The organism is Nocardiopsis xinjiangensis YIM 90004, from assembly GCF_000341145.1.
In the GTDB taxonomy this organism is placed as follows: domain Bacteria; phylum Actinomycetota; class Actinomycetes; order Streptosporangiales; family Streptosporangiaceae; genus Nocardiopsis; species Nocardiopsis xinjiangensis.
The window spans coordinates 40,531-63,182 of the sequence record NZ_ANBE01000044.1 but is presented as its reverse complement, the minus strand read 5'-3'; the positions used below and the strand labels follow the sequence as shown (position 1 = coordinate 63,182).

At 69.3% G+C, this 22,652-nt stretch carries 19 protein-coding genes and 2 pseudogenes; 15 read left to right on the top strand and 6 right to left on the bottom strand.

Annotated features, from left to right (window positions below):
• Positions 1-290 precede the first annotated feature (290 nt).
• Both D473_RS28220 and D473_RS0119620 read right to left on the bottom strand, forming a co-directional pair.
• Positions 291-407, bottom strand: a pseudogene (locus D473_RS28220) (IS3-like element ISAar45 family transposase); the annotation flags it as partial.
• 57 nt (positions 408-464) lie between these two features.
• A complete protein-coding gene (locus D473_RS0119620) occupies positions 465-1,670 on the bottom strand; it encodes an alpha/beta hydrolase (RefSeq protein ID WP_017610754.1) in 1,206 nt (401 codons plus the stop codon).
• Between the two features lie 110 nt (positions 1,671-1,780).
• Here D473_RS0119620 and D473_RS0119615 point away from each other — a divergent pair, with 110 nt between their 5' ends.
• Positions 1,781-2,377 (top strand): TetR/AcrR family transcriptional regulator, encoded by a 597-nt coding sequence (locus D473_RS0119615; protein WP_033353690.1) that lies wholly within the window; start codon positions 1,781-1,783, stop codon positions 2,375-2,377.
• 43 nt (positions 2,378-2,420) lie between these two features.
• Here D473_RS0119615 and D473_RS0119610 read toward each other — a convergent pair whose 3' ends face one another.
• Positions 2,421-2,831, bottom strand: a complete 411-nt coding sequence (locus D473_RS0119610) for a VOC family protein (RefSeq protein ID WP_017610752.1) — start codon at positions 2,829-2,831, stop codon at positions 2,421-2,423.
• Between the two features lie 113 nt (positions 2,832-2,944).
• Here D473_RS0119610 and D473_RS0119605 point away from each other — a divergent pair, with 113 nt between their 5' ends.
• The 10 genes and pseudogenes from D473_RS0119605 to D473_RS0119560 all read left to right on the top strand — a co-directional run bounded on the left by D473_RS0119605 (position 2,945) and on the right by D473_RS0119560 (position 10,901).
• Entirely contained in the window at positions 2,945-3,946 is a 1,002-nt protein-coding gene (locus tag D473_RS0119605) for a helix-turn-helix transcriptional regulator (RefSeq protein ID WP_033353686.1), read from the top strand.
• A gap of 345 nt (positions 3,947-4,291) precedes the next feature.
• Positions 4,292-4,435: a hypothetical protein gene (locus D473_RS27500; RefSeq protein ID WP_161626431.1), complete on the top strand. Its 144-nt coding sequence runs from the start codon at positions 4,292-4,294 to the stop codon at positions 4,433-4,435.
• Between the two features lie 174 nt (positions 4,436-4,609).
• Entirely contained in the window at positions 4,610-5,140 is a 531-nt protein-coding gene (locus D473_RS0119595) for a putative immunity protein (protein ID WP_026127126.1), read from the top strand.
• A gap of 180 nt (positions 5,141-5,320) precedes the next feature.
• The gene (locus D473_RS0119590) at positions 5,321-6,181 is read left to right on the top strand and encodes an SDR family NAD(P)-dependent oxidoreductase (protein ID WP_033353668.1); all 861 of its coding nucleotides are present in this window, start codon (positions 5,321-5,323) and stop codon (positions 6,179-6,181) included.
• A gap of 764 nt (positions 6,182-6,945) precedes the next feature.
• Entirely contained in the window at positions 6,946-7,926 is a 981-nt protein-coding gene (locus D473_RS0119585) for an LLM class flavin-dependent oxidoreductase (RefSeq protein ID WP_017610747.1), read from the top strand.
• Between the two features lie 73 nt (positions 7,927-7,999).
• Positions 8,000-8,164: pseudogene (locus tag D473_RS28570) on the top strand (DUF933 domain-containing protein); the annotation flags it as partial.
• 170 nt (positions 8,165-8,334) lie between these two features.
• The gene (locus D473_RS0119575) at positions 8,335-8,568 is read left to right on the top strand and encodes a FitA-like ribbon-helix-helix domain-containing protein (RefSeq protein ID WP_026127125.1); all 234 of its coding nucleotides are present in this window, start codon (positions 8,335-8,337) and stop codon (positions 8,566-8,568) included.
• The gene (locus tag D473_RS0119570) at positions 8,565-8,984 is read left to right on the top strand and encodes a type II toxin-antitoxin system VapC family toxin (protein ID WP_017610744.1); all 420 of its coding nucleotides are present in this window, start codon (positions 8,565-8,567) and stop codon (positions 8,982-8,984) included. The genes D473_RS0119575 and D473_RS0119570 overlap by 4 nt, the downstream gene beginning before the upstream one ends.
• A 303-nt stretch (positions 8,985-9,287) precedes the next feature.
• A complete protein-coding gene (locus D473_RS0119565) occupies positions 9,288-9,695 on the top strand; it encodes a YciI family protein (protein WP_017610743.1) in 408 nt (135 codons plus the stop codon).
• A 36-nt stretch (positions 9,696-9,731) separates the two neighbouring features.
• Positions 9,732-10,901, top strand: coding sequence for an RNA polymerase sigma factor (locus tag D473_RS0119560; RefSeq protein WP_017610742.1), 1,170 nt, complete (start codon positions 9,732-9,734; stop codon positions 10,899-10,901).
• 141 nt (positions 10,902-11,042) lie between these two features.
• Here the strand turns inward: D473_RS0119560 and D473_RS0119555 are convergent, their stop codons facing one another.
• On the bottom strand, positions 11,043-12,548 hold the full coding sequence (locus D473_RS0119555) for a DHA2 family efflux MFS transporter permease subunit (RefSeq protein WP_017610741.1): 1,506 nt from the start codon (positions 12,546-12,548) through the stop codon (positions 11,043-11,045).
• 1,154 nt (positions 12,549-13,702) lie between these two features.
• On the bottom strand, positions 13,703-14,143 hold the full coding sequence (locus D473_RS0119550; RefSeq protein ID WP_017610740.1) for a VOC family protein: 441 nt from the start codon (positions 14,141-14,143) through the stop codon (positions 13,703-13,705).
• 417 nt (positions 14,144-14,560) lie between these two features.
• Here D473_RS0119550 and D473_RS0119545 point away from each other — a divergent pair, with 417 nt between their 5' ends.
• The 3 genes from D473_RS0119545 to D473_RS0119535 all read left to right on the top strand — a co-directional run bounded on the left by D473_RS0119545 (position 14,561) and on the right by D473_RS0119535 (position 20,298).
• The gene (locus tag D473_RS0119545; protein WP_017610739.1) at positions 14,561-15,511 is read left to right on the top strand and encodes a conjugal transfer protein; all 951 of its coding nucleotides are present in this window, start codon (positions 14,561-14,563) and stop codon (positions 15,509-15,511) included.
• 72 nt (positions 15,512-15,583) lie between these two features.
• Positions 15,584-15,904 (top strand): hypothetical protein, encoded by a 321-nt coding sequence (locus tag D473_RS0119540; protein WP_017610738.1) that lies wholly within the window; start codon positions 15,584-15,586, stop codon positions 15,902-15,904.
• Between the two features lie 20 nt (positions 15,905-15,924).
• Positions 15,925-20,298: a TcpE family conjugal transfer membrane protein gene (locus D473_RS0119535; RefSeq protein WP_026127124.1), complete on the top strand. Its 4,374-nt coding sequence runs from the start codon at positions 15,925-15,927 to the stop codon at positions 20,296-20,298.
• 204 nt (positions 20,299-20,502) lie between these two features.
• Here the strand turns inward: D473_RS0119535 and thpD are convergent, their stop codons facing one another.
• Entirely contained in the window at positions 20,503-21,408 is a 906-nt protein-coding gene (thpD, locus tag D473_RS0119530) for an ectoine hydroxylase (RefSeq protein ID WP_017610737.1), read from the bottom strand.
• Positions 21,409-21,904: 496 nt separating this feature from the next.
• Between thpD and D473_RS0119525 the strand changes: the two genes are divergently transcribed.
• Positions 21,905-22,567 carry an HNH endonuclease family protein gene (locus D473_RS0119525; RefSeq protein WP_017610736.1) on the top strand — a complete coding sequence of 221 codons (663 nt, stop codon included), beginning with the start codon at positions 21,905-21,907 and terminating at the stop codon, positions 22,565-22,567.
• Positions 22,568-22,652 lie beyond the last annotated feature (85 nt).

Here is a 22,652-nt window from a genome sequence, read left to right as displayed (position 1 = left end):
AGGGGTGGCGCACGGGTGACGGCACGTTCGGATTCCCACTAGCTCGGCTGCGTGCTTTCCCCGCAGGACCGAAGAGATCGCCGGTCCTGCATTCGAAGACCGCGGCCGGTCGGAAAGCTGGCGGCAGGGACGGGCCGAACCGTCCGCGTTCGGTGCAGACGGCTGTTCGGCGGGGGCGCCGGGCTCGTCGGCGAGGCGCTGTTGCGGCCGTCCTCGGTCCTGCCGGCGTGCGTGAAGCGGGTTCCTCACAGCCGGCCCCGCTCCTGCGCCGTGGGGTACCGCGCGAAGGTACTGAAGAATGATTCCATGGCGGCGTTGTCGTCCGCAGCGCCGACTCGCCCCATCGATCGGACCACGCCGTGGCGGTGCAGGGTGTGCACGGGTTTCCGAGCACGAAACCGTGGTCCACATGCGGCAGCCCCCGTCCCGCAGCCCCTCACCGGGAAAGGGCCACTGCGTCCTGTCTAGACGCGGGCCCGGAGGGTCTCGTCGAGCCAGTCGTACATGTGCTGGTGGAGAGTGGAGCGGCCGCCGTAGCTGCAGTGTTCACCGGATCCCTCCGCCTCTGGAAGGGTGATCAGGGTGCTCGGGCTTGTGAGGCTGTGGTGCAGGCGGAGCGGTTCACCCTTGAAAGCGAAGTCGTGGTCCGGGTCGAAGATGAGGGCCTGGGTGGTGATCTGCTGGGCGAGACCCTCAAGGGTGTAGGAGCGGGAGCGGCGTACGTAATCGGGCATGGAGTCGGCGCCGAAGGTCCAGACGCCGTTGCGCAGAGCCCAGCGCAGGGAGGTGTTGCGTGCCAGAATCAGCGACAGGACCTGCCCGACTTCTTCGTCGCGGCCGTCCAGGGCCCATTGCAGCAGCCACGAGGGGACCAGCCGGGTAGTGGCGTCGTAGTAGCTGTAGATGCCGCCGTCCAGTACGAGGGCCCCGGCGCGGTGCTCGAAGGCGGCGGCGCGGGCGACCAGGTGACCGCCGAAGCTGTAGCCGTGCAGCGCAATGCGGTCGGGGTCGATCTCCGGTCGGGTGAGGGCGTAGTCGACGACAGGGGTGAGGACGGCTTCCCAGTCGGGGCGGAAGAACAGGCGCTGCTCGCGCAGGGCGGCGCCCTGCCCGGGGCCGTCGTAGGCGAGACAGTTGTAGCCGCGGCGCAGGGCGGCCGCTGCGACGGCGAAGTAGGACTCTTCCAGGATCGAGTCGAACCCGCTGGTGAAGATGACGGTTGGGCGCGGGGTCGCGGAGTCGTCGACCAGGAAGAGACAGCCGGGCAGGGTGGTGTTCCCGTAAGGGATCGAGACTGGCTCGACCGGGGTGTCCATGTGGGTGGCGGCCGTGGCGAACGTGCTGCGTGCCAGGCGCGAGAGCTCTTTGGCCCGGTCATCGTCGAAGGGGTCGTCGCGGAGGTAGAACTCGGCGGTGCGGTAGTAGTTCGAGGCCCTCAACAGGGCTTCGCGAGCGCTCACCCGGTGGCCGGCGGCGAGCGCCTTCTCGCCCAGAGCGTGGACGCGGGCGGCGGTGGCGCGCCACCGCCGGTGCCAGGCGTCCTCATCACCGTCGGGGATGGCACGGGCAGTGACGATGACCTCGCCGAGGTCGGCGCCGCCATAGGGGGCGAAGCTTGCGGTGCGCAGGGTCTCGAAAGCGAAGGACTCGTCGTCGAAGAGGAACTCCATGGTCGTCTCCCGTTCATTGCCGAGACGGATCCGTTCCGTCTCGCTTGTGGTGCGACCCTACCCTCGATTACCCGAGACGCAACCGTGCCGTCTCGGATATGCTTTCGGTCATGAGCCGATCAGTCCCAGCCCGCCCTCAGGGCGGCCCGGTCCTGCAGGACACCGTCACCGACGCACTCCGTGCCGCCTTCTTCGAGGAACTCGCCGAGGTCGGCTACGGGAAATTGTCCTTGGAGGCCGTCGCCCGCCGCGCGAGCACTGGCAAGGCGGCCATCTACCGGCGCTGGCCATCCAAGGAGGCCATGACCCTCGACCTCCTCGTTCAGGTTTCGGTGACCGCCGCCGACACCCCCGACACCGGCAGCCTGCGCGGCGACGTACTGGCTTACTTCACCAAGACCGAACAGGCCTTGCGCCATCCGCTGGTCTCCCGCATCCTGCCCGACCTGCTCGCCGCTCGTGCGTACCATCCGGGCATCGCCGCCACGTTGGGCGAACGCATCGGCGAAGAGCGCCGCGAAAAGGTCGGTACGATCCTCCGCCGGGCCGTCGAACGCGGCGAGCTGCCCGACGACACCGACCTGGACCTCGGCCTGGACTTCCTGGCGGGCCCGCTGTACTGGGCCACCATGGTCCGCCAGGCCCCCACCGATCCGGACCTCCTTGCCCGGATGGCCGACAAGGTCGTTGCAGCCCTCGCCGCATAGCCGAACCGATTCCCGTCAACGTGTAGTCGCGCTTGTTCCGGTTCTAATCGCGGGCCTCGTCCGCGAATCGGGTCCGGGCTGCCTCGCTGATCGGTGTGAAGAAGTTGATGAGGTTGCCGTCCGGATCCCTGACGAGCAGCGAGCGGTTGCCCCAGGGCATGTCGGTCGGCTCATTGACGAACACTTCGACGACATCCTGAAGGGCCTTGTAGGTCGCGTCGACGTCGTCGACGAGGAAGTCCAGGGTGACGCTGCGATTCGCGCGCGCCTCGGCGGCATCGTCCCCGAGCAGCGGCACCGTGGCAGTGCTGGCGATGGCCAGCGTGCCGGATGGTGTGCGGAGTTCGGCGAACATCGGATGAAGCCGCTCGGCGGTGATTCCGGTGGCTGTTTCGTAGAACGCGACGAGCGCGTCGACGTCGTCGGTGATGATGCGGGTGGCTGCCAACTGCATTGCCGTCTCCTCCTGTTGTGGACGTGGATGTGGTCCACGAGCCCGGACACGGACATGACGGTACTGGTGATACCGGGCGAAAACTGTCCGGTATTTGAGCGATGATGGATGTTATGGCCGACACGACCGCGCGAGCGTTGCAGTTGCTCGAGCTGCTGCAGTCCGCGCAGCTGCGTACTGTTGCCGAGCTGGCCGAACGCCTCGGCGTCGACGAGCGGACGGTTCGCAGAGACGTGGCCCGGCTGTTCGATCTGGGAGTGCCCGTCGAGACGCTGCGAGGGCGCTACGGCGGTTATCGTCTCGCGCCCGGCCGGCGCGTCCTCCCGCTCATGTTCAGCAATGAGGAAGTGGTCGCGGTCTTTCTCGGGCTTGCCCGTGCGCAGGCGGCATCCTCCGAACCGGAGGTTGTCGCGCAGACCGCCCTGGCCAAGATCAAACGAGCGTTGCCGGCAGCTGATGCGAAGCGGATCGACGCCCTGCTCGGGGTGATGACGCGGACGTCCCAGCCCGGGGGGTTGGCTCCCGACCCTGCCGTGATGCTGACCCTGGCGGAGGCCGTGGACCTTCGACACGTCCTCGACCTGCGCTACCTCAGCGGCGAAGGTGTTCCGTCGCGGCGAACGATCCACCCCTATGGGCTGGTCGCGCACTCGGAGCGGTGGTATCTCGTCGCGTTCGACACGGACAAGCAGGAGGAACGTACGTTCCGGGTGGACCGGATCCGAACGGTCCGGTCGATACGTGAAACCTTCGCGCCGCCGCAGCAACCCGACGTGGAAGGCCGCCTTCTCGACCTCTTCGCCGGTGCGGGCTATCGCTGGAACGTCGTGCTGCGCATTCGGGGGACCGAGGACCACATCCGGGAGCATCTACCGCTCAGTGTGGCTCGACTCGAAAGATCGGACCGTGCGACGGACAGGGGGCGCGAAGACGCCCCGCCCTGGCATCGGGCCGAGATCCATGCCGAGAACCTCGATTGGCTACCGTCCGTCATCGCGGCTCTCGACTGCGAGGTGGTGATCGATCGCCCCGACGAACTCCGGAACCGCGTGAGGGCTGCAGCGATGAGCATGCTTCACGCGGCCGGCGAGGAACAAGGATCGACCCGAGCATGAGCCAGAGGGCCTGATGCTCCAGTCGTAGATCCGTTCTGTCATGGTTCTCGGGCGGATTGTCTGCGGTGACGAGACTGTCGGGCGTTGCCTGGATGGGCGATCTCGTTGCAGGTCAACGCGATCACAGCGTCCATGGACGGGTTCGGACGGCCTTCGATCGCCGCCATTGACCTCCCTCGACCAGCTCCCTTCCCCCTGTCCTCGCCGAGCGGGGGAAGGCCCGCGAGCGACCAGCGCCGAGCCCGGCCTGGCGGCGAGCCGCCGCCCGAAGGGCGGGTCCAGTCCCTCGCTCCGTCTCGTCTCCCAGGCGATCCGTGTCCGTGGCCCCGCCCTGTGCTGGACGCCATGGCTCACCTCCCGCCCACGCCCCTCGCCGATGCCATCCCCCACTACCGCCGGCTGCGCGAGCTCACCCTCGGCGAGCCGGCCTACGTCCTTGCCGATGCCGATCACGGCGACACCGTGTGGATGAGACTCGAACTCGAGTGAGGTCCCGGACGCGAGACGTTTCTGATCGCCGGAACGTGGTGGAGTTCCGCCTCGACGTGTGAGTGCCGAAGGCACGGGGCCGATGCCACGTCATGTCTCGTGGGTCCCGTGACCTCTCTCCGGAGTCCCGAGATGTGCGCTCCGACGCCGGCCTTGGTGGGACACGATGTGTTCATGGCATCGATTCAGACCCTCGATGATCCGGACCGGCGGACCGTTGCGCGTTGGGCGTGGGCCTGTGCTGAGCGTGTGCTCCCGCTGTTCGACGCCGATGAAGCGGCGGTGGAAGAAGTCCGGAGCGCGCTCGCCCGGACACGTGGGTACAGCGCCGGAGAAGGCAGCGCCGCTGAGGAGATCGGCAAGCGCCTCATCGCTGTGAAGGCGGCGAGTGCCGCTGCCACGCCGGCCGGCGCGGCAGCGGCAAGAGCGGTCGCCCAAGCCGCGGCAGTCTCCCACATGGGTGCTCATGCTCTGGGAGCGGCAGCGTACGCGGCGAAGGCGGTCGGGTCGGCGAACCCGGACCGGCCGGAAGCGGTTCAGGAGGAGATTCGGTGGCAGCTGGCGCAGCTCAGCGAAGGCGAGCGAGCAGTGCTGCGGCTGCTTCCGCCACTGGGCACCGACCCCTCCGGGCCGCTCGGGATCGGGCTTCTCTCACGCGGCATCCTGGGTTCGACGATCCGCGAGATCCAGAAGCAGATCGGGTGAATGCGAGGACGCGGCCGATCCTCTCTCGGGAGCATGGCGAGCACATCGTCAACGAAGGTGTCGTCCGGTTCAACGGTGCGCAACAGCCGATGTCGGAAGAACGAGACGGTCCGTCTTGACACCAGGTGGCGCCCCCGTCATCGTAGTGAGACGCATCGTCTCGCTGAAGGAAGTGGCACCATGGCCGCAGCCGCACCATCCACAGCTCGCACGTGGCTCATCACCGGTGCCGGGCGCGGCCTCGGCCGGGAGTTCGCGCTGGCTGCCCTGGCACGGGGAGATCGCATCGTCGGAACGGTGCGTCGCCCTGGGGCCATGGCCGAGATCGTGGCCCGATACCCGGGATCCGCGCAGGAGGTCCTGCTCGATGTTCGGGACGCGAAGGCGGTCGACGCCGCCGTCGACGAGGCGGCACAGGCTTTCGGCGGGCTCGACGTCGTCGTCAACAACGCGGGCACCGGTTTCGTCGGAGCTCTCGAAGAGATCGACGAGCGACAGGCCGAGGATCATTTCGAGCTGAATCTGTTCGGAGCCATGCGGGTCTCCCGGGCAGCGATTCGTCATCTGCGGGCGGGAGGCGGCGGAGACATCGTCCAGATATCGACGGTCGGAGCCATCGGTTCGATGCCGATGCTCGGGCTGTACAACGCCGGCAAGTGGGCTCTCGAAGGATTCAGCGAGGCACTGTCCGCCGAGGTCTCGCAGTTCGGGATCCGCGTGACGATCGCCCAGCTCGGCGGGTTCGCAACCGACTGGGCCGGGTCGAGCATGCCGTTCGCCTCGCCCATGCCCGAGTATGACGAGCTGCGCACGAGTGTTTTCGGCACGGCGCAGATTCCTTGGCCGGCCGCCGATCCCGACGCTCCTCCGACCGACGCCGATCCTGCCGTGGCCGCCGAGGCGCTGATCACGCACTTGTCCGAGCCGGATCGCCCGCTCCGAGTGCTCATCGGCGAGGACGCCCGCGAGCACGCTGCTTTCGCATATGCGGCCCGCCGAGATTCCTACGGCACGCGCAGGGACTTCGACTGGCCGGTGTAGGAACGCTTTCCCCTCGGAGCGCACCGGGAACTTCGCCGGCAAGGCGCTTCTGTCGACCCGGGAGGCAGAGGTCGAACCGGGATTCCACCGAGTTCCGGTTCGACTTCTGCTCTGTGGCACCGATGAGGACTTCGCTCACATGACTCGCGGGAGTGCCCGTGTCGGACTCGAACAGCGTGGAGTCGGAAACAACCGGGTGGACGGCGGCCTGGAACGGCCGCCGGGCCGGGGCCGGCCTCCGGATCTCGGTCCCGCGCCCGGGCCGTTCCTCTCCGTGCCCGCCGCTGCCGACCGGTCGCTCCCCACACGGCCGGAGACGGAGCGGTATCGCCCTGAGCGGCACTGGGGAAACGGGCCTGCGGCAGTTCCCCGCGGCNGGTCGCGGGCCTGCCGGTGCATGAGGACCTTTCGACGTTGCCCGCGGCGGCCGATACCATGAGTGCCGCGCATCGTCGCATGGTTGGAATCGCTGACCGAGGACGCCGCGATCACGACGGTCGCGCTCGCGCAACTGCTCGCCTTCGATCATGACGCAGCGGATGCGTATGCCGATGTGCTCATCGCACAGGGACCGTGGCGCGGGACCACGCGGAGCCCGGTGCAGCTCTCGGGCCGGATGCTGTGCCGGAGCTTTCCCGAGAACATCGCTCCCTCTGCCGCATCGCCGCCGGTGAACCGGGATGTGAGCAGGAAGAGGGCAGACGTCCGGGCCGGGGCACATCGACGTGGACCCGGCCTCTCTTATGCAAAGGAAACGGTGCAGCGTGTCCGTCCCACTGAGTATTCTCGATCTCGTCTCCATCCCCGAGGGATCGACGGCCCGCGAGGCCATGGCTTCGTCGATGGCGGCAGCGGGAACGGCTGACCGCCTCGGCTACACGCGGCTGTGGTTCGCGGAGCACCACAACACGATGAACCTCGCCGCCAGTGCCACGGGGCACCTCATCGGCCGGGCCGCCTCGGTCACCGAGCGGATCCGTGTGGGTTCGGGCGGCGTCATGCTGCCCAACCACGCCCCGCTCATGGTGGCCGAGGAGTACGGCACACTCGCCAACTTCCACGGTGGCCGGATCGATCTCGGTCTGGGCCGGGCACCGGGCACCGACATGATGACGGCCCGCGCACTGAGCCGCTCCTCGGCCGAGCCGCAGGAGTTCGCGCAGAACATCTACGACCTGCAGGGCTGGTTCAGCGACGAGGGGGCCGCCCGGAGCGTGCAGATCTCCTCGGCGGTCTCCGCCGGTACCGAGGTTCCCATCTGGGTGCTCGGGTCGACCGTCAACGGCGCCTCGATCGCCGGTCAGCTCGGGTTGCCGTTCTCCGTCGCCTCGCACTTCGCGCCCGACCAGCTCGACGACGCGATCAGGACCTACCGGAGCAGCTTCAACGCCGAGGCCCCGACGGCGCAGATCGGCGAGCCCTACGTCATGGCGGGTATCAACGTCATGGTGGCCGACAGCGACGCCGAGGCCGAGCGCGAATTCACCTCGGTGGGCCAGATGTTCGCGGACGTCTCACGGGGCCGGTCCCGCAAGATCCAGCCGCCGGTCGATCCGGCCGAAGCACGGGGCCTCGACAACCCGATGCTCAGCATCAGAGCGGTCGGTTCCCCGCAGACCGCCGTGCGGCAGTTGACGGAGTTCGTCGAGCGCACGGGTACCGACGAGGTCATCACCACCACCTATGCCTACGACCCGGCCGTCCGCGAACGCTCACTCCGGCTGCTGGCCGAGAACTGGTTCTGAGCGTGCGGCGCACGGGCTGAACGCCGTCGCCACGGTCCTGGCCGCACTCCGGCCCGTGGCCGACCACCGCGGGACCGACTGTCGGCGCGGTTTCATCGAGGCCGAGGCGGCCTCCTTCGCCGGCCTCGTGCCGGCCGGCGACATGCGGACCGCGCGCTCGGCGGGGGAGGTCCGCATCGGGGGCAAGGAGTACGTGAGGTCCGACGGGAACGTGGTGGAGTTCCGCTTCGACGTGTGAGATCCCGGCCCGCCTGCAACTCCTGACAGCACTGAGCGCCCTGGTCGCCTCCCTGCGGAGACGACCAGGGCGCTGTGGTTTGCGCGGTGCTTCACGCTGCGCTGTGGGGCTCTGGTCCGAGGCTCGACCCGATGATATCATGGGCGATATCAATGACGGGGGTGATTGCGATGGTGTCCATCATCGTCCGAGGGCTCGATGAGTCCGTGAAGAGTCAGCTCGCCGCACAGGCGAAAGAGCACGGGCGCTCCATGGAGGCAGAGGTGCGCGAGATCCTCACGAGGTCCGTGTGCCGACCCCATATCGGGCTGGCACTCATGCAGGCGGCCCGTGACGTCGGTGGCGTTGATGATCTCCCGGTGCCTGAGCGCACCGACGCTGCGCGGGCGGTGGACTTCGGGTGATCGTCCTGGACACGAACGTGATCTCGGAGGTCTTCCGCCCGCAGCCGGATGCACAGGTGGTCTCGTGGTTGGAGTCCCTCAGTGGCGACGTCGCCATCACGGCTGTCACTCTCGCTGAGCTGCTGTCTGGTGTGCGTCGGCTACCGAGCGGCCGGCGCAGGGAAACGCTGACAACGAGAATCGAGGCTGCGCTCCAGCCCTACCGGGACACCCGGGCGGTGCTCTCCTTCGACGACAGGGCCGCCGATCACTATGCGGACATCCTCGTGGCGAGGGAGAGGGCCGGACTGTCTATCAGCACGGCCGATGCTCAGATTGCTGCGATCTGTCGGGTGTACGGCGCAACGTGCGCGACCCGGAACGTCAAAGACTTCGTCGAGACCGGAGTCGAGCTCGTCAACCCGTGGGCTGACTGAAGGGCGCACTCGAGTACGAAAGGTTCTCCAACCGCGGGAGTGCCGCGGGAACGTCGCGGAACTCCGCTGCGAGGTGTGAACCCCCGGCAGAGACGGAGACGAGCCACGGGTGGGCGGGGGAACCGCCCCCTGTGGCTTTTTCGTGGCCGCCGGTCCCGCTCCTCGCCACCGTCCCGTCCTCGACGGCGGCAGTGCGTGAGCTTTCCGGAAAATTTCCGCTCGTGATGTCGAGAACGTGTTCGCGGCTCCGTCTCCACAGTGAATGCGCTCACAATGAGCCGTAGCGAGGGGAAGGAAGAAGCGATGCCCAAGTACCTGTTGCTCAAGCATTACCGCGGTGGCAAGACACCGCTCAACGATGTTCCCGGCGATCAGTGGACGGCGTCCGAGTGGGAGGCGCACGTCGCGTACATGGACGAGTTCGCGGACCGCCTGCGGGATTCGGGAGAGTTCGTCGCCAGCGCCGCACTCGCGATGGACGGCGAGTGGGTCCGTTACGACGGGGAGGGGCGGCCACCGGTGACGGACGGGCCGTTCGCCGAGACGAAGGACCTCGTCGCCGGGTGGATGCTCATTGACGTCGATTCCTACGACCGCGCTCTCGGCCTCGCCTCGGACCTGTCGGCGGCACCGGGGGCCGGGGGGCGTCCCCTGGGCGAGTGGCTCGAGGTGCGGCCCGTGATGGAACCGGCGCCCACCATGACGGAGTGAGACGTGGGACGGGAGGTGTCGCACGAGGGGGATCCGATGGAGGAGCCCGGGCTCCGTGAGCGGGTCCCCCACGTGGTGAACACACTGGTCAGGAGAGGATTGTCGTTCGTGGCGGCCGAGGACGCCGTCCAAGCCGCCCTGGTGCGGGCAGTGGAGGTGTGGCCCCAGGACCCGCCCGGCAACCCGACGGGGTGGTTGGTCACCGCTGCGTGGCGTGCGTTCCTCGACCAGGTCCGCAGCGACGGTGCGCGTGCTCTGCGGGAGGAACGCAGCGCCGTGGAACCGCAGCCGGGCGCCGCCCCTTCGCGGGACGACACCCTGTGGCTGTACTTCCTCTGCGCGCATCCCGCCCTCACGCCCAGCTCGGCGGTCGCCCTCACGCTGCGTGCCGTGGGCGGGCTCACCACACGGCAGATCGCGGAGGCCTACCTGGTGCCGGAGGCGACGATGGCCCAGCGGATCAGCCGCGCCAAACAGCGGATCGCCGGTGTCGGACTGGACAGGCCCGGGACCGTGACGACGGTGCTGCGAGTGCTGTACCTCCTCTTCAACGAGGGGTACTCCGGCGACATCGACCTGGCGGCGGAGGCGATCCGGCTCACTCGGCAGCTCACCGCCCAGATCGATGAGACCGAGGTGAGCGGACTGCTCGCGCTCATGCTGCTGCACCATGCCCGCCGTGAGGCGCGTACGGGCACCGGGGGCCGCCTCGTTCCGCTGTCCGAGCAGGATCGTGGGCTGTGGGACACGCGCCTCATCGCCGAGGGGATCGACCTCCTGCAGAAGGCCCTGGCCCGTGAGCGGCGTGGCGAGTACCAGGTCCAGGCGGCGATCGCCGCGTTGCACGCGGATGCGCCGAGCGCCGAGGAGACGGACTGGCCGCAGATCGTGGAGTGGTACGACGATCTCGTGGCGCTGACCGGATCCGATGTCGTGAGGACCAACCGTGCCGTCGCGCTGGGCGAGGCCGAGGGGCCCCGGGCAGGGCTGGCCGCACTGGCCGCGATCGACGGGACGACGCCGCGGTATGCCGCGGCGTCGGCGTATCTGCACGAGCGCGCAGGCGATCTGGACATCGCCGCGCCCGCGTACGCCGAGGCGGCACGTCGTGCCACCTCCGAGGCCGAACGGGTCCACCTGGAACGTCAGGCGGTGCGGCTGCGCGGCGTGCAGGGGTGGGGACGTTCGGGGGAAGGGAGTACGTGAGGTCCGACGGCGGCGCCGTGGACCACTCCGATGTTTCGTCGGTGGCGACACCGCCGGGGCGACCGGGTCCCGGGCGCCCACCCGCCGGCCCGTCCGCTCGCCCCGATCCACGGGGCGCCGAGCGTGACGGGCCGGCCCACATCAGATCTGTGCGCCGCCGGAGTCCGCCCGCTGCGAGGAAACAGTGGCCTCGGTGGTCTCCGTCTGCCTGGTCTCCTTGATGAAGAACGCACCCACGATCCCGAGGGCCCCGATGACTGCGGAGACGAAGAAGGCGACGTTGACCCCGTGGATGAGTCCGGCCACGCCGTGCTCCGCCGGGTCCAGAGCGGCCCCGGTCATGACGGTGACCAGGATCGCCGTTCCGACGGAGGCGGCGATCTGGCGCATGGTGTTGTTCAACGCCGTGCCGTGGGGGACCATCCGCTGCGGGAGCTGGTTGAGCGCCGCCGTGGTCACCGGCATGATGATCATCGCCGTGCCCAGCATGCGGCCGGTGTTGACCGCCGCGATGTAGGTGAAGGACGTGTCCGCGGTCAGGGTCGTGAACATGAAGGTCGTTCCGGTGAGCAGGGTGAACCCGATGACGGCGAGCCACCTGGCCCCGAACTTGTCGTAGATGATCCCGGTCACCGGAGACATCAGCCCCATGAGTGCGGCACCGGGCAGGAGGGCCAGGCCCGCCTCCATCGCCGAATAATCGCTCATGTTCTGCATGAACAGGGGGATCATGATCATCCCGCCGATCATCGCGATGAACACGCACATGCCCAGCGCGGTGTTGAGCGTGAACATCGGGTTCTTGAGGACCCGGAACTCCAGGATCGGATCATCCAACCTCAGCTGGCGCCAGACGAACAGGGCCAGCACGATCGCACCGATGCTCAACGACAGGACCACCCCGGGACTCGTCCAACCGGTGTTGCCGCCGGCGCTGAAGCCGTAGAGGAGGCCGCCGAAGGCGACCGAGGACATGATGATCGAGAGAACGTCCAGGCGCGGGAAAGTGCGGTCGGTGACGTTCGCGAGGATGAAATAACCGATGATCATGGCGATCACGGAGATCGGCAGCATCATCAGGAACAGGATCTGCCACGGGAAGCTGTCGACGATCCAGCCGGAGAGGCTCGGGCCGATCGCAGGTGCGAAAGCGATGACCAGGCCGAACGTTCCCATCGCGGTACCGCGCTTGTGGCGTGGGAAGATCGCGAAGAGGATGGTCTGCATGAGGGGGATGATGATCCCACCACCGGAGGCCTGAACGATCCGTCCTACGAGCAGCACGGCGAACGTGGGAGCCATCGCACACACGATCGTCCCGGCGGAGAACAGGCCCATCGCGGTCAGGAACAGCGTGCGCGTGGTGAACTTCTGGATGAGGAACGCCGTGGTCGGGATCATGATCCCATTGACCAGCATGAAGATCGTCGTCACCCACTGCGCCGAGTTCGCGGTGATCTCGAAATCCCTCATGAACGCGGGCAGGGCGGTGTTCAGCAGCGTCTGGTTGAGGATGATGACGAAGGCACCCAGAACCAGGACTGCTAATACGACGTTGCGGTTGACCGGTAGGGCCTTCGGGGATTCCTCGCTCGCTCTCTCCGGTTCCTGAGTGGCGGAGGCGTCCCCCGTGGTTCTCTTCGCCAAGCGAATCGCCTTTCCAAGCGTGGCGCCCCGGGCGGCTCGCCGCCCGGAGGCTCTTCTGGTCTTCGACGGCCCGGAGGTCTTCCGACTGCCTCGTCGGGCCATCAGATCGTGGGCCGGACGGGGGGTTCGCTCGATCCCCCGTCCGCATCACGCCCGCCGAGAGGTCCTCAACAGCGCTGTGCTCAGGTCCCGGGCAGGGTGAGGTCGTGTTCTTCGATGGGCCTCCCGGACCGGCCCGCACCATCGATCGTTCCTGCGTCAGCTACCACGGCGACGGCGAGTGCTCTCGTGTCGGGTCCCCGCGCCGGCTCGCTTCTCCGGCCGGCGTGCGTTGTCGTGGCGCACCCGTTCGGGTGGCCCACTCCTGCAGCGCGCGGTGGCAGTTCGTCCGTCAGCCGGTCAACGGCCGATCGGCGCAGTTCGGTCCTGTCTTCGGGCTCTCGGTGGCCCGCGGGTCTTTCCGGGTAAGCATTGTTTACCCCCAGAGTATCGCCTTTGGCGACCACGCTTGTGGTGGTTTGGCACACCTGCTCCGAGCAGGGTGGAAGCCCCGGTGCAGGTGGTCCTGGCGCTGAAACGCCGACCACCGGAGGCTTCGTCCGTCCTTCAGTACGGCCTACCCGGCGCGCTCGGTGTCGATCCTGCGATCGTGGGGTTTCCTCTCTCCGGCCGCCGACGCGTCCGCTGCCGTCCCAGGCAGTGCACCGCCGCGAGGCGTCGCCGTCCCGGGCCCGCCGGTGAGTAGAACCGGTGCCGGGTGGTGCGGTGCGGGCGAGCAGGACCGGCGGCGGAGGAGCGGGATCGTTCCGGAGTTTCTCTGTTTCCGGGCCACGGTCGCGCGCGCGGCGGTACGATCACTCTGTGCAGCGTCGCGGACACGATGGTCGTGGGCCTCTTCCCGTGCGCCTGCGCCCCGGAACCGGGTCGTGTCCCTCACCCCTCCGACGGGCACGACCCCTCGCGGCTCCTTCCGCGAGATCTCGGCACCGGGGCCGGCGCCCTTTTCGGGGGCGGGGAAGCCGGCGGTCACCGCGCACGCCGCACCGCGCCCGCCTGAGTGTGTCGCTCACTCAGGCGGGCACCGGCTTGCCCGCCTCGGACTCCCTTCCCGGGGCGGGCAACCGGGCCCTGCCCCCGGAGGGGTAGGGCCGTGGTCAGTCGTTCGGCCGGCTCAGTTCGAACCGGCCCTCCGGGGTGATGCGCATGTGTGCGGTCGAGGGGTTGTGCGCGAACTCCCACAGGTGTCCGTCCGGATCGGCGGCGTAGCCCGAGTAGCCGCCCCATCCCTTCTCCACGGGTTCACGCACCACCCTCGCCCCGGCCTCGGCCCAGCGCGCGAGCATCGCGTCGACCTCGCCGGGGGAGTCGAGGTTGACCGCCATGGTCACGCCACGGAACCCCGTTCCGTCGGCGGGGAGCCCGGCGTCGGCAGCCAGGTCGTCCCAGTTGTAGAGCGCCAACGCAGGGCCGGTGGTGGGCAGGAAGACGATCGTGCCGAGGTCGTGGCGGCGCTCGAACCCGACCGCTTCGTAGAAGTCCGCGGCACGGGCCACGTCGTGCACGCCCAGTGTGAGTAGTGAGAATCGGTGGTCCATGGCCGGGAACCTTAACCCGCGCCCGTGACGTTCCCCGGCCCTTGCGCGGGACCAGCGCCTCCGGGTCGGCTCGCCGTGTCCACCAGGACAGCGGCAGAGGCTGTGACGGGAGGGGAACGAGGTGCCTCAGGGGCGGAGAACCTCGTCCCTGAGGTCACACCTTCCTGACCGACAGGCGACTAATGCCTTTACGGGCGAACCATAATCGGGTCATCCTCCCCACCCCGCGAGGGCGATTCCTGGACCTGAAGTGCACGTCGCACCATTTGAGTGGATTGCTCGGTGCGTGCAATGCACTGAAGTAGGGGAAACGCGGAGTCTTCATGGGCGATCGCAACCCGCACAATGCCTCACTATAGGGATGGGGTAGACAAGACCTTGGCGAAGCCCCGACAGAACGTTCAGTGAGGAGGCGGGATGGCGAAGGGCGCACGGCGCGGCACCGCCGTGCAGGACCGGGCGGAGGAGACCGGGTTCGACGGACCGCCCACGAAACCACCGGGCCGGTGGTCCGGCGGGCGATGGCTCGTCGGCCTGGGCCGCGTGGTCCTGTGGGTGTTCATCGCCGTCGTCATCGTCAACGGCATCATGATCCCCCTCCGAGGGGGCTTCGCCCTGCCCGCCGACGGCGACGAACCGGAGCAGACCGAGACGGTCGACTACCCCGAGACCGCCGCGGCCGCGTTCGGCCAGCGCTTCGCCGAGGTCTACCTCAACGCCGAAGACCCCGGTGAGGAACGCCTGGAGGCCCTGGCCGCCTACGTGCCCGAGGGCCGGGCCGCCGACCTCGAACTGCCCGCGGAGAGCCTCGCCGCCGAGAACCTCACCGTCTTCGCCGTCGACGTCGAGAACGAGAACAACGCGATCGTCGTCGTCCGCGCGGAGGTCAACGGCGAGGCCATGAGCCTGGAGGTGCCCGTCTACTCCGACGGCGGCTCCCTCGTCGTCTCGGGCCGCCCCGCGCTGATGGGCCCGCCCACCCGGGCCGAGCTCCCGTCCGGCAGCTCCTTCGAGACCGACGACGCCGCCGCCCAGGAGCTCCAGGAGGTCCTGCCCGGCTTCTTCGAGGCCTACGCGCAGGAACCCGGCCACCTCGACCGTTATGTGGAGGCGGAAGCCTCGATCACGCCGCTTCCGGACCATAGCCTGGAATTCGCCGAACTGTCCGAGATCACGGTGCCGTCCCGGTCCACGTCCGGGGAGGAGGACGTGCGCCGGGTGGCCGCCACGGTCCAGTGGGCCCTCCCGGACCCCGACGGGGACGACCCCGGGCAGCTGACCCAGGATTACCTGGTGACCGTCGTCGCCACCGGCGGCGAGTGGCACGTGCGCGACATCCAGGGTTCCCCGCGCTCGTACGGAGAATGACGGGGACCGCAGGCAAGGAGACGAGGAACGACATGATGACACCAGAGGCGACAGCGGGAGGCGGCGACTGACATGCTCCCCCTGCTCTCTTCCACAACGGACGCCCTGAGTTCCGGCGGTACCGAACTCCTCAACCTGGCGGTGGAGACCACCACCAACGAGGACGCCCCCGACACCGGCGGTCTGGCCGACTTCCTGCGCGGTTTCTTCGGCCCCCTCTTCCTCGTCATCGTTTCCATCGTGGCGGTGTTCTTCCTGTTCACGAGGGAGATCACGCGGTTCGCGCAGTTCATCATCCTGGCGATCTTCATCGGGATCGTCTTCTACGTCCCCGGCATCATCGAGGTCATCGCGGTCGCGCTCGCTCGGGCGATGGGCGTGTCGACGGAATAAGGCGAGGGAGGCCGGCAAGCGTGGATCTGCCCACGTACACCAACATCTGGCGTATCGAGAAGCGGCTCTACAAGCTCTACGACTTCCGGCTTCCCATGCCGCTCCCGGTGGGGACCTTCGGGGTCGCCATGGGGATCTTCCTCATCTGGGTCGTGCTGCTGAGCGTCCTCAACGCCCCGTTCGATTTCGGCAACGGCTGGCACCTGGTGCTGTGGGTCGTGCCGCCCGGGGTGATCACGGTGCTGGCCACCCGGCCGGTGATCGAGGGCAAACGGCTCACGGAACTGCTCATCTCCTATGCCCGGTTCTTCACCGAGCCGCGGGTCATGACGCGGTTGGCCCCCGAGTACGAGCCCGGAGAGGTGCGGGTGTCGGTACGTGTGTGGCACCGGAGCGCGGACGCCGGGCCGCTGCCGCTGCCGCTGCCGCGCCGGCACCGCGCGGAGGCCGAGCACGGCACGGAGGGGACGCACGAGGCCCAGGAGGCCGGGGGTGCCGCCGACGCCCCGCCGCTGCGCGGTGTCGCCGGTCCTGCGAAGGCGGCCCCGGTCCGTGCCGAGTCGCTGGAAGAGCTGTACACCCCTGCCGAGACGGACCGGACCGCTCGTTCGGGCTCTGTGGCCGACGGGGCCGCTGAGCCCGACGAGACCCACGAGGCAGCCGGTGCCGGGGGCAGTGCGCGCACCGCCGACGAGGACGGACTCCAGGAACCTTCCGGGGCCGGACACCGGGACGAGCAGGACCCCGGGGCCGGGCAACCGCCGGAACACGAGGGCCCGAGCGAGCCCGACCGACCGCGCGCACGCGAGCGGGTGCCGGCGTTCGCGGCCGCAGCCCCGGTCCACGGCGCCGCTCCCGAGGAGCCCTCGAGCGCGGCCGCCGCCCCGGCCTCCGCCGTACACGAGGAGTACCAGGAGGCCGATCCGCACTCCTCCACCCGCGCCGCAGGGGATCCGGGACCCGGCCAGGGCCGCCGGGGTGTGGGACGCAAGATGCTCAACTACTTCGGGTTCGCCCTGGAGCCCGGCTCTGCAGAGCCCTCCGGCGGCGGCAGCGGCCGTGGCAGCGGTGACGGAGCCGAGGAAGCCGGATCCTCCGACCGCCCCGGGGAGTCCGGCAGGCACGGCGAGTACGGCGAACACGACGAGGGCGGGGGCGAAGGCTTCGACGGGTTCGAGGAAGAACCGGTCTTCATCACCGAGGAGGACGAGGACCGCGACCGCGACGCCTGGTTCGCGTCCCTGCGCGCCTCTTCGGGACACACGCCCGTGGGCCTGACCTCCAAGAGTGCGTACACGGCCGGCGACACCGGGCCGATGTCCAGCGCGGAACTGGCGGAGGCCGCCGGGGACCCCGGCCGGGACGAGGCCTCGCGAACGCAGCAGGAATCCGCTCCGGCACGCCGTCTGCGCGGACGGACCCAGGGCATCCGTGTCGTGCGGGAGTTGGACGAGCGCCGGAGCGGAACCGAGCGTCTGGAGGCGTCCGAGGCGCCGGAGCAGGAGCGTGAACAGGCACCGGAGCGGGACGGTGCGCGTGGGAGCTCGGCCGGGCAGGGACGCGTCCGTGGGGCCGGCGACGGCCGTGCGCAGGAGAGGGCCTCCGACCACGCGGTCGAGCATGCGCCCGAGCGTGTCTTCGTCGAACCCGCCCCTGAACGCCGCCGCGCGCAGGGACAGGGCCAGGCCCTGCCGGCCGAGGCCGCGCCCCCCGAGGCGAGCGCCACCGGCGTTCCCGAAGCTCCTGGGCAGCCGCGCACGTCGAAGCGCCGTCCGCACGCGGCCCCGTGGGAACTGGACCGGGGACGCGAGCGCGGCACGTCCGCGAAGGACCGCGAGGGTCCGCAGGAACGCGAGAGCCGGCGGGAACGGCAGGGTTGGCAGGGAACCAGCGGGGGAGCGGAGCGGTCCGACGGTTCGGACTTCTCGGACCTCTCGGATTATGCGGCCCGGTACGCCGCGGCCACCGGCCGTCCGACCGCCGACACCCCCCAGACGCCGTGGTTGCCGCCCGCATCCGACACACCCACCGAGGAGGGGACGGAGCAGCGCGCCTCCCACGAGGAACCCGTGGCGCACGAGCCCCGGGCCGAGGACCGGGGCGAGGAGCGGGCCGCGCAGGCGGGCTCCGCGTCGGAGCCGGGTTCCGCTCCGGGGCAGAACACCGACTCGGAGCCGGGTTCCGGTGCGGCGGCAGGCGAGGCCGGACCGGCGCTCGAGCTCGACCACGGCACCGGCGAACACGACGCCATGCCGCTCCGCCGGTACGAGGATCCCGACGCCCGTGGTCCCGAGTGGAGCGAGCACATGTCCGTGCTCGACAGACACCTCAGCAAGGCCGACACCCCGGCCCCTCCGCGCCCCGAGTTCGCCGACGCCGTCCCGGGCAACGAGCGCGAACCGGAGCAGTCCGGGACCGCCTGGTTCGAGGACGGCGAGGACAACCACCCCGACCGGCCCCGAGCCGGGGACCGCGGCAACCCCGTCATCTCCGCGCGAGACCTGCGTGAGCGGGACCGTGGTGCGGAGGAGACCGAAGGGACCGACGGCGCCGAAGGCATCGACCGGGCCGATGGGGCTGCCGGGACCGACGAGACCACCGGGGACGCAGAGCCCAAGGACACCGAACCTGCCGAACCCGTCGGCGGGGAGGAGGACAGCTCCGCCCGTCCCGACGCGACCGACACGGCCGTGCCGACCGAGGACCCGGGTACGGCCGAGCCGACCGACACGAGGGACACGGCCGAGCCGACCGAGGACCCGGGTACGGCCGTGCCGAAACCGCCCACCCAGCTCGACCACGGGACCGGCGAGCTGGCGAGCTTCTCCGAGGTCAGGGGGGATCGGTCCGCCTCCACCGCCACGCCGGATACGCCGCACCGCCGCACCGCCGACGAACTCGAGCGCGCGGAGGCCCGGGCCCTGGAGGAACGCCGCCACGCCGCCTCCGCGCGGTCCGGTACTGATCACGGGAGCCAGACCTCCGACGAGCCCCGGGGCGCGGTCGGCCCCCGTCCGTCCGAGGAACCCCGCTCGTCCACGGAGACGGGGCCCGTCACCGACGGCGGCCGCGCGTCCGCGAGGGAGCTTTCCTCCACCGGGCCCGAGGGCGCACCGGCCGAGGACCACGGCCCCGGGACCGCACACCGCGCGGAGAACCCCGGCGCCCCTGCATCACACCCGCGCGCCAACCCGAGCCTGGCCGCTCTGGCCCATGACCGGCACTCCACCGAGGACCGGGCCACCGATTCCGAGAGCCATGACGGCCCCGGCACCGGTTCCGGGGCGTCCGATGCCTCTGACGGGTCCGACCCCGCCGAGGACCCGCACGAGGGCGTCTTCCATCGGGTCGCACAGAACGCCCGCCGCCTGGGACAGCTCTTCGTCCAGCCCTCCCCGGACGAGGACCCCGACTCGCCCGAGCGTGAGACCAAACCCGCGCTCGAGCTCGACCACGGCACGGGGGAGCAGGAGCGCCTCGGCGACACCCCCAACGGGGTTCCCGCCCAGCGCCCCGACCGAACCGACCGCACCGAGGCCCGTCCGGATTCCGGCGGTACCCGTGGTTGGCGGCGCCTGGCCCGCGTGGTCACCGGCGGCAGCGCGTCCCCGATCCGTTCCGATCTCCCGGACGGCGACATCGAGCGTCTGCGCACCCCGCTGCCCGGTCCCCGGAACCTGGTCGTGCTCGGCTGCACCGGCGGGGCCGGACAGACCGTGACCGGGCTGATGATCGGCCACACCCTGGCCGCCCACCGGGACGACCGGGTCGTGGCCGTGGACGTCAACCCCGGGCCCAACGGGCTCTCCCGCCGTGTGGGTGCCCAGACGCCCGAGACACTCACCGCGCTCCTGGCCAACGCCGACGGGGTCCAGGACTACGAACAGATGCGCTCGTACGTGAGCCGCGCCCCGACCGGCCTCGAGATCGTGCAGACTCTCGACGACCCGTACGTGCAGACCCTGGACGACCGCGACTACGGCCAGCTCGCCGGTCTGCTGGGCGGCTTCTACGGGGTCACGCTCATGGACCCGGCCGCCACGGGGGTCTCCCGCGCGCTTCCGGGCGCCGACGGCCTGGTCCTGGTCGCTCCGGCCAGTGCCGACGCAGAACGCGCGGTGTCGATGACCTTCGAGTGGCTGGACGGCAACGGGTACAGCTCCCTGCGCACCAACTCGGTGCTCGTCGTCAACGGTGTGAGCAAGCGCAGCCTGCCGGACGTGGACGCCGCGGAACGTGTGGCACGGGGCCGGTGCAGGGCGATCGTCCGGGTCCCGTGGGACGACCATCTGGGCGCCTCGTACACGCGGATCGACGTGGGGGCGCTGCGGTCGGCCACCAAGCGTGCCCACGGTGCGCTGGGCGGGGTGCTGGTGCGCGGCCTCACCGACTGATTCCCGGCCCCGGCGGTCTCGGGGCCCGGGAGCGAACCCGCGACGCGGACGGGCCGCGCGACCAGAGGGCCGCGCGGCCCGTCCTTGTTCTCCGGCCGGGGCGTATGTCGTGGGCACTCGCCCTGTTGCGGCACGGACAGCACCCACCAGACACGCCCGGTGGCGCCGGGACCGGCGCTCGACCCGGTACTCGCCCTGAGACCCCTAGTGTCCGACCGGCGTGAAGTCGGACGAGCCGAGGAACTCCGGGCGGGTGTTGTTTGCTGCGAAGGGCCTGGTGCGGGCGTTCTCCACGCTGTTGAACACGACGAAGAGGTTCGAGCGCGGGAACGGCGTGATGTTGCCACCAGAGCCGTGCATGCAGTTGCAGTCGAAGATGATCGCCCCGCCGGCCGGACCGGTGAGCACGTCGATGCCGTGCTGGTCGGCCAGGTACTCCAGGGACTTCTGGTCGGGTGTGCCGACCTCCTGGCTCTTCAGGGAAGCCTTGTAGTGGTTGTCGGGTGTCTCACCGACGCACGACACGAAGGTCTTGTGCGAGCCGGGCATGATCATGAGCGCACCGTTGTGGCTGTAGTTCTCCGTCAGAGCGATGGAGAAGCTGCAGGCGCGCATCCGAGGCATGCCGTCCTCGGCGTGCCAGGTCTCGAAGTCGGAGTGCCAGTAGAAGGACCCGCCCCCGAAACCGGGCTTGTAGTTGATGCGGCTCTGGTGAACGTAGACGTCCGAGCCGAGGATCTGGCGGGCCCGCTCCACCAGGCGCGGGTCGTTGACCAGGTCGGAGAAACGCTTGCTGATCCTGTGTGCCTCGAAGACCGAGCGGACCTCGTTCGAGGCCGGCTCGACGACGACCCGCTCGTCCCCACGAAGGCCGGGGTCGGAGCCCAGGCGCTGCAGTTCCTCGTGGAAGGCCTGCACCTCCTGGCCGCTGATGATCGACTCGACCTGGGTGTAGCCGCGCGCCCCGTACCCCGTGAGGTCGTTCTCACTGAAGGGTCCGTTGTCGGCGGCGCCCCAGACGGTTGGGTCCTTGCGGTGAAGCAGAGCCGGCTCGGTGGCCTTGCGGGTCGGGTACTCGTCCGCGGTCGGAACATCCATCTGCAGAGTCATGATCGTTCCCCCGTCAGGGGGCCATCCTCTCTGGTCGACGGTTTTCCTTACACCACGTGAACGTAACAAAATTCGGCTCCGCATTCGTGGGGCAATTTTGTGATCTATGTTTATCTTCTGCGTCTCCGGGTATTAGAGTCATACTATATGGGGGAATGCGCGGGGCAAATAAAAGCTTTATTTTTTAGTGATCGATGCTTTGTCGCGAACCTTTCCGGGTTCACCTGCGTGATGTCACTCAGGGTGAACAAACCTCCGACCCGGGGTTCATTGTCCCAGGTCGTCCACTTGCGCCCCTCTGGCGGTGGCAGTCCGGTAACTGTGTGCAATTTTCCCAGTGAGTTAGATCACAGAAAATTCATACACGGTATGAAACAGATTTCCCTGGCCCCGGCGCGGATTTCTCGCGAACTTCACCCGCGGGGACTGGTGTGAAAGGCGCCGCTGCAGCACAGTAAGGGGGGTCCATTGTTCTCACCCCGCTCAAGGAGAACGCGTGAAGCAGTCCCCCCGCAGCCCCCGTGTGTTCGCAGCCCTGGCCACCGCCGGCGCCGCAGCCCTCGTGGCCACCCTCGGCTGGTCCTCCCCCGCCGCCGCGGACACCCTCCCGCCCGGCATCCCCAGCGAATCGGCCGCCCAGGAGAAGCTCGACACCCTCGACGTCCGGCCCAAGGGGCCCCAGGACGGATACGACCGAAGCCTCTTCCCGCACTGGAACGTCATCGACAGCCCCTGCACCTCCCGCCAGGTGGTGCTGGAGAGGGACGGCCAGGACGTGGTCAGCGACGACAACTGCCAGCCCACCGAGGGGAGCTGGTGGAGCGCCTTCGACGACGAGTGGGTCTACGACGAGCCCTCCGAGATCAGCGCCGACCACATGGTCCCGCTGAGCGAGGCCTGGAAGACCGGGGCCGCCGACTGGACCACCGACGAGCGCGCCGACTTCGCCAACGACGTCGAGAGCTCCCAGCTGTGGCTGGCCACGCCGTCCAGCAACAGCGAGAAGAGTGACCAGGACCCGTCGGAGTGGATGCCCTCCAACACCGGCGTCCACTGCGACTACGCCAAGTCCTGGATCGACGTGAAGGACCGCTACGACCTGACGGTCACCTCCGAGGAACAGTCGAGCCTGCAGGGCACCCTCGACAGCTCCTGCTGACCCCGGGCGACCTGGGGCCGCGCCGGCCCGACCCGCCGGCGCGGCCCTCGCTCCCGCTCCAAGGGCTTCCGTGCTCCACCACACG

Bases quoted from the DNA above. Each gene is read 5' to 3' on its own strand.
- D473_RS0119620 (WP_017610754.1), bottom strand. From the start codon at position 1,670: ATGGAGTTCCTCTTCGACGACGAGTCCTTCGCTTTCGAGACCCTGCGC.
- D473_RS0119565 (WP_017610743.1), top strand. From the start codon at position 9,288: ATGCCCAAGTACCTGTTGCTCAAGCATTACCGCGGTGGCAAGACACCG.
- D473_RS0119540 (WP_017610738.1), top strand. From the start codon at position 15,584: ATGCTCCCCCTGCTCTCTTCCACAACGGACGCCCTGAGTTCCGGCGGT.
- D473_RS0119590 (WP_033353668.1), top strand. From the start codon at position 5,321: ATGGCCGCAGCCGCACCATCCACAGCTCGCACGTGGCTCATCACCGGT.
- D473_RS27500 (WP_161626431.1), top strand. From the start codon at position 4,292: ATGGCTCACCTCCCGCCCACGCCCCTCGCCGATGCCATCCCCCACTAC.
- thpD (WP_017610737.1), bottom strand. From the start codon at position 21,408: ATGACTCTGCAGATGGATGTTCCGACCGCGGACGAGTACCCGACCCGC.
- D473_RS0119610 (WP_017610752.1), bottom strand. From the start codon at position 2,831: ATGCAGTTGGCAGCCACCCGCATCATCACCGACGACGTCGACGCGCTC.
- D473_RS0119545 (WP_017610739.1), top strand. From the start codon at position 14,561: ATGGCGAAGGGCGCACGGCGCGGCACCGCCGTGCAGGACCGGGCGGAG.
- D473_RS0119595 (WP_026127126.1), top strand. From the start codon at position 4,610: ATGGCATCGATTCAGACCCTCGATGATCCGGACCGGCGGACCGTTGCG.
- D473_RS0119560 (WP_017610742.1), top strand. From the start codon at position 9,732: ATGGAGGAGCCCGGGCTCCGTGAGCGGGTCCCCCACGTGGTGAACACA.
- D473_RS0119605 (WP_033353686.1), top strand. From the start codon at position 2,945: ATGGCCGACACGACCGCGCGAGCGTTGCAGTTGCTCGAGCTGCTGCAG.
- D473_RS0119575 (WP_026127125.1), top strand. From the start codon at position 8,335: ATGGTGTCCATCATCGTCCGAGGGCTCGATGAGTCCGTGAAGAGTCAG.
- D473_RS0119615 (WP_033353690.1), top strand. From the start codon at position 1,781: ATGAGCCGATCAGTCCCAGCCCGCCCTCAGGGCGGCCCGGTCCTGCAG.
- D473_RS0119550 (WP_017610740.1), bottom strand. From the start codon at position 14,143: ATGGACCACCGATTCTCACTACTCACACTGGGCGTGCACGACGTGGCC.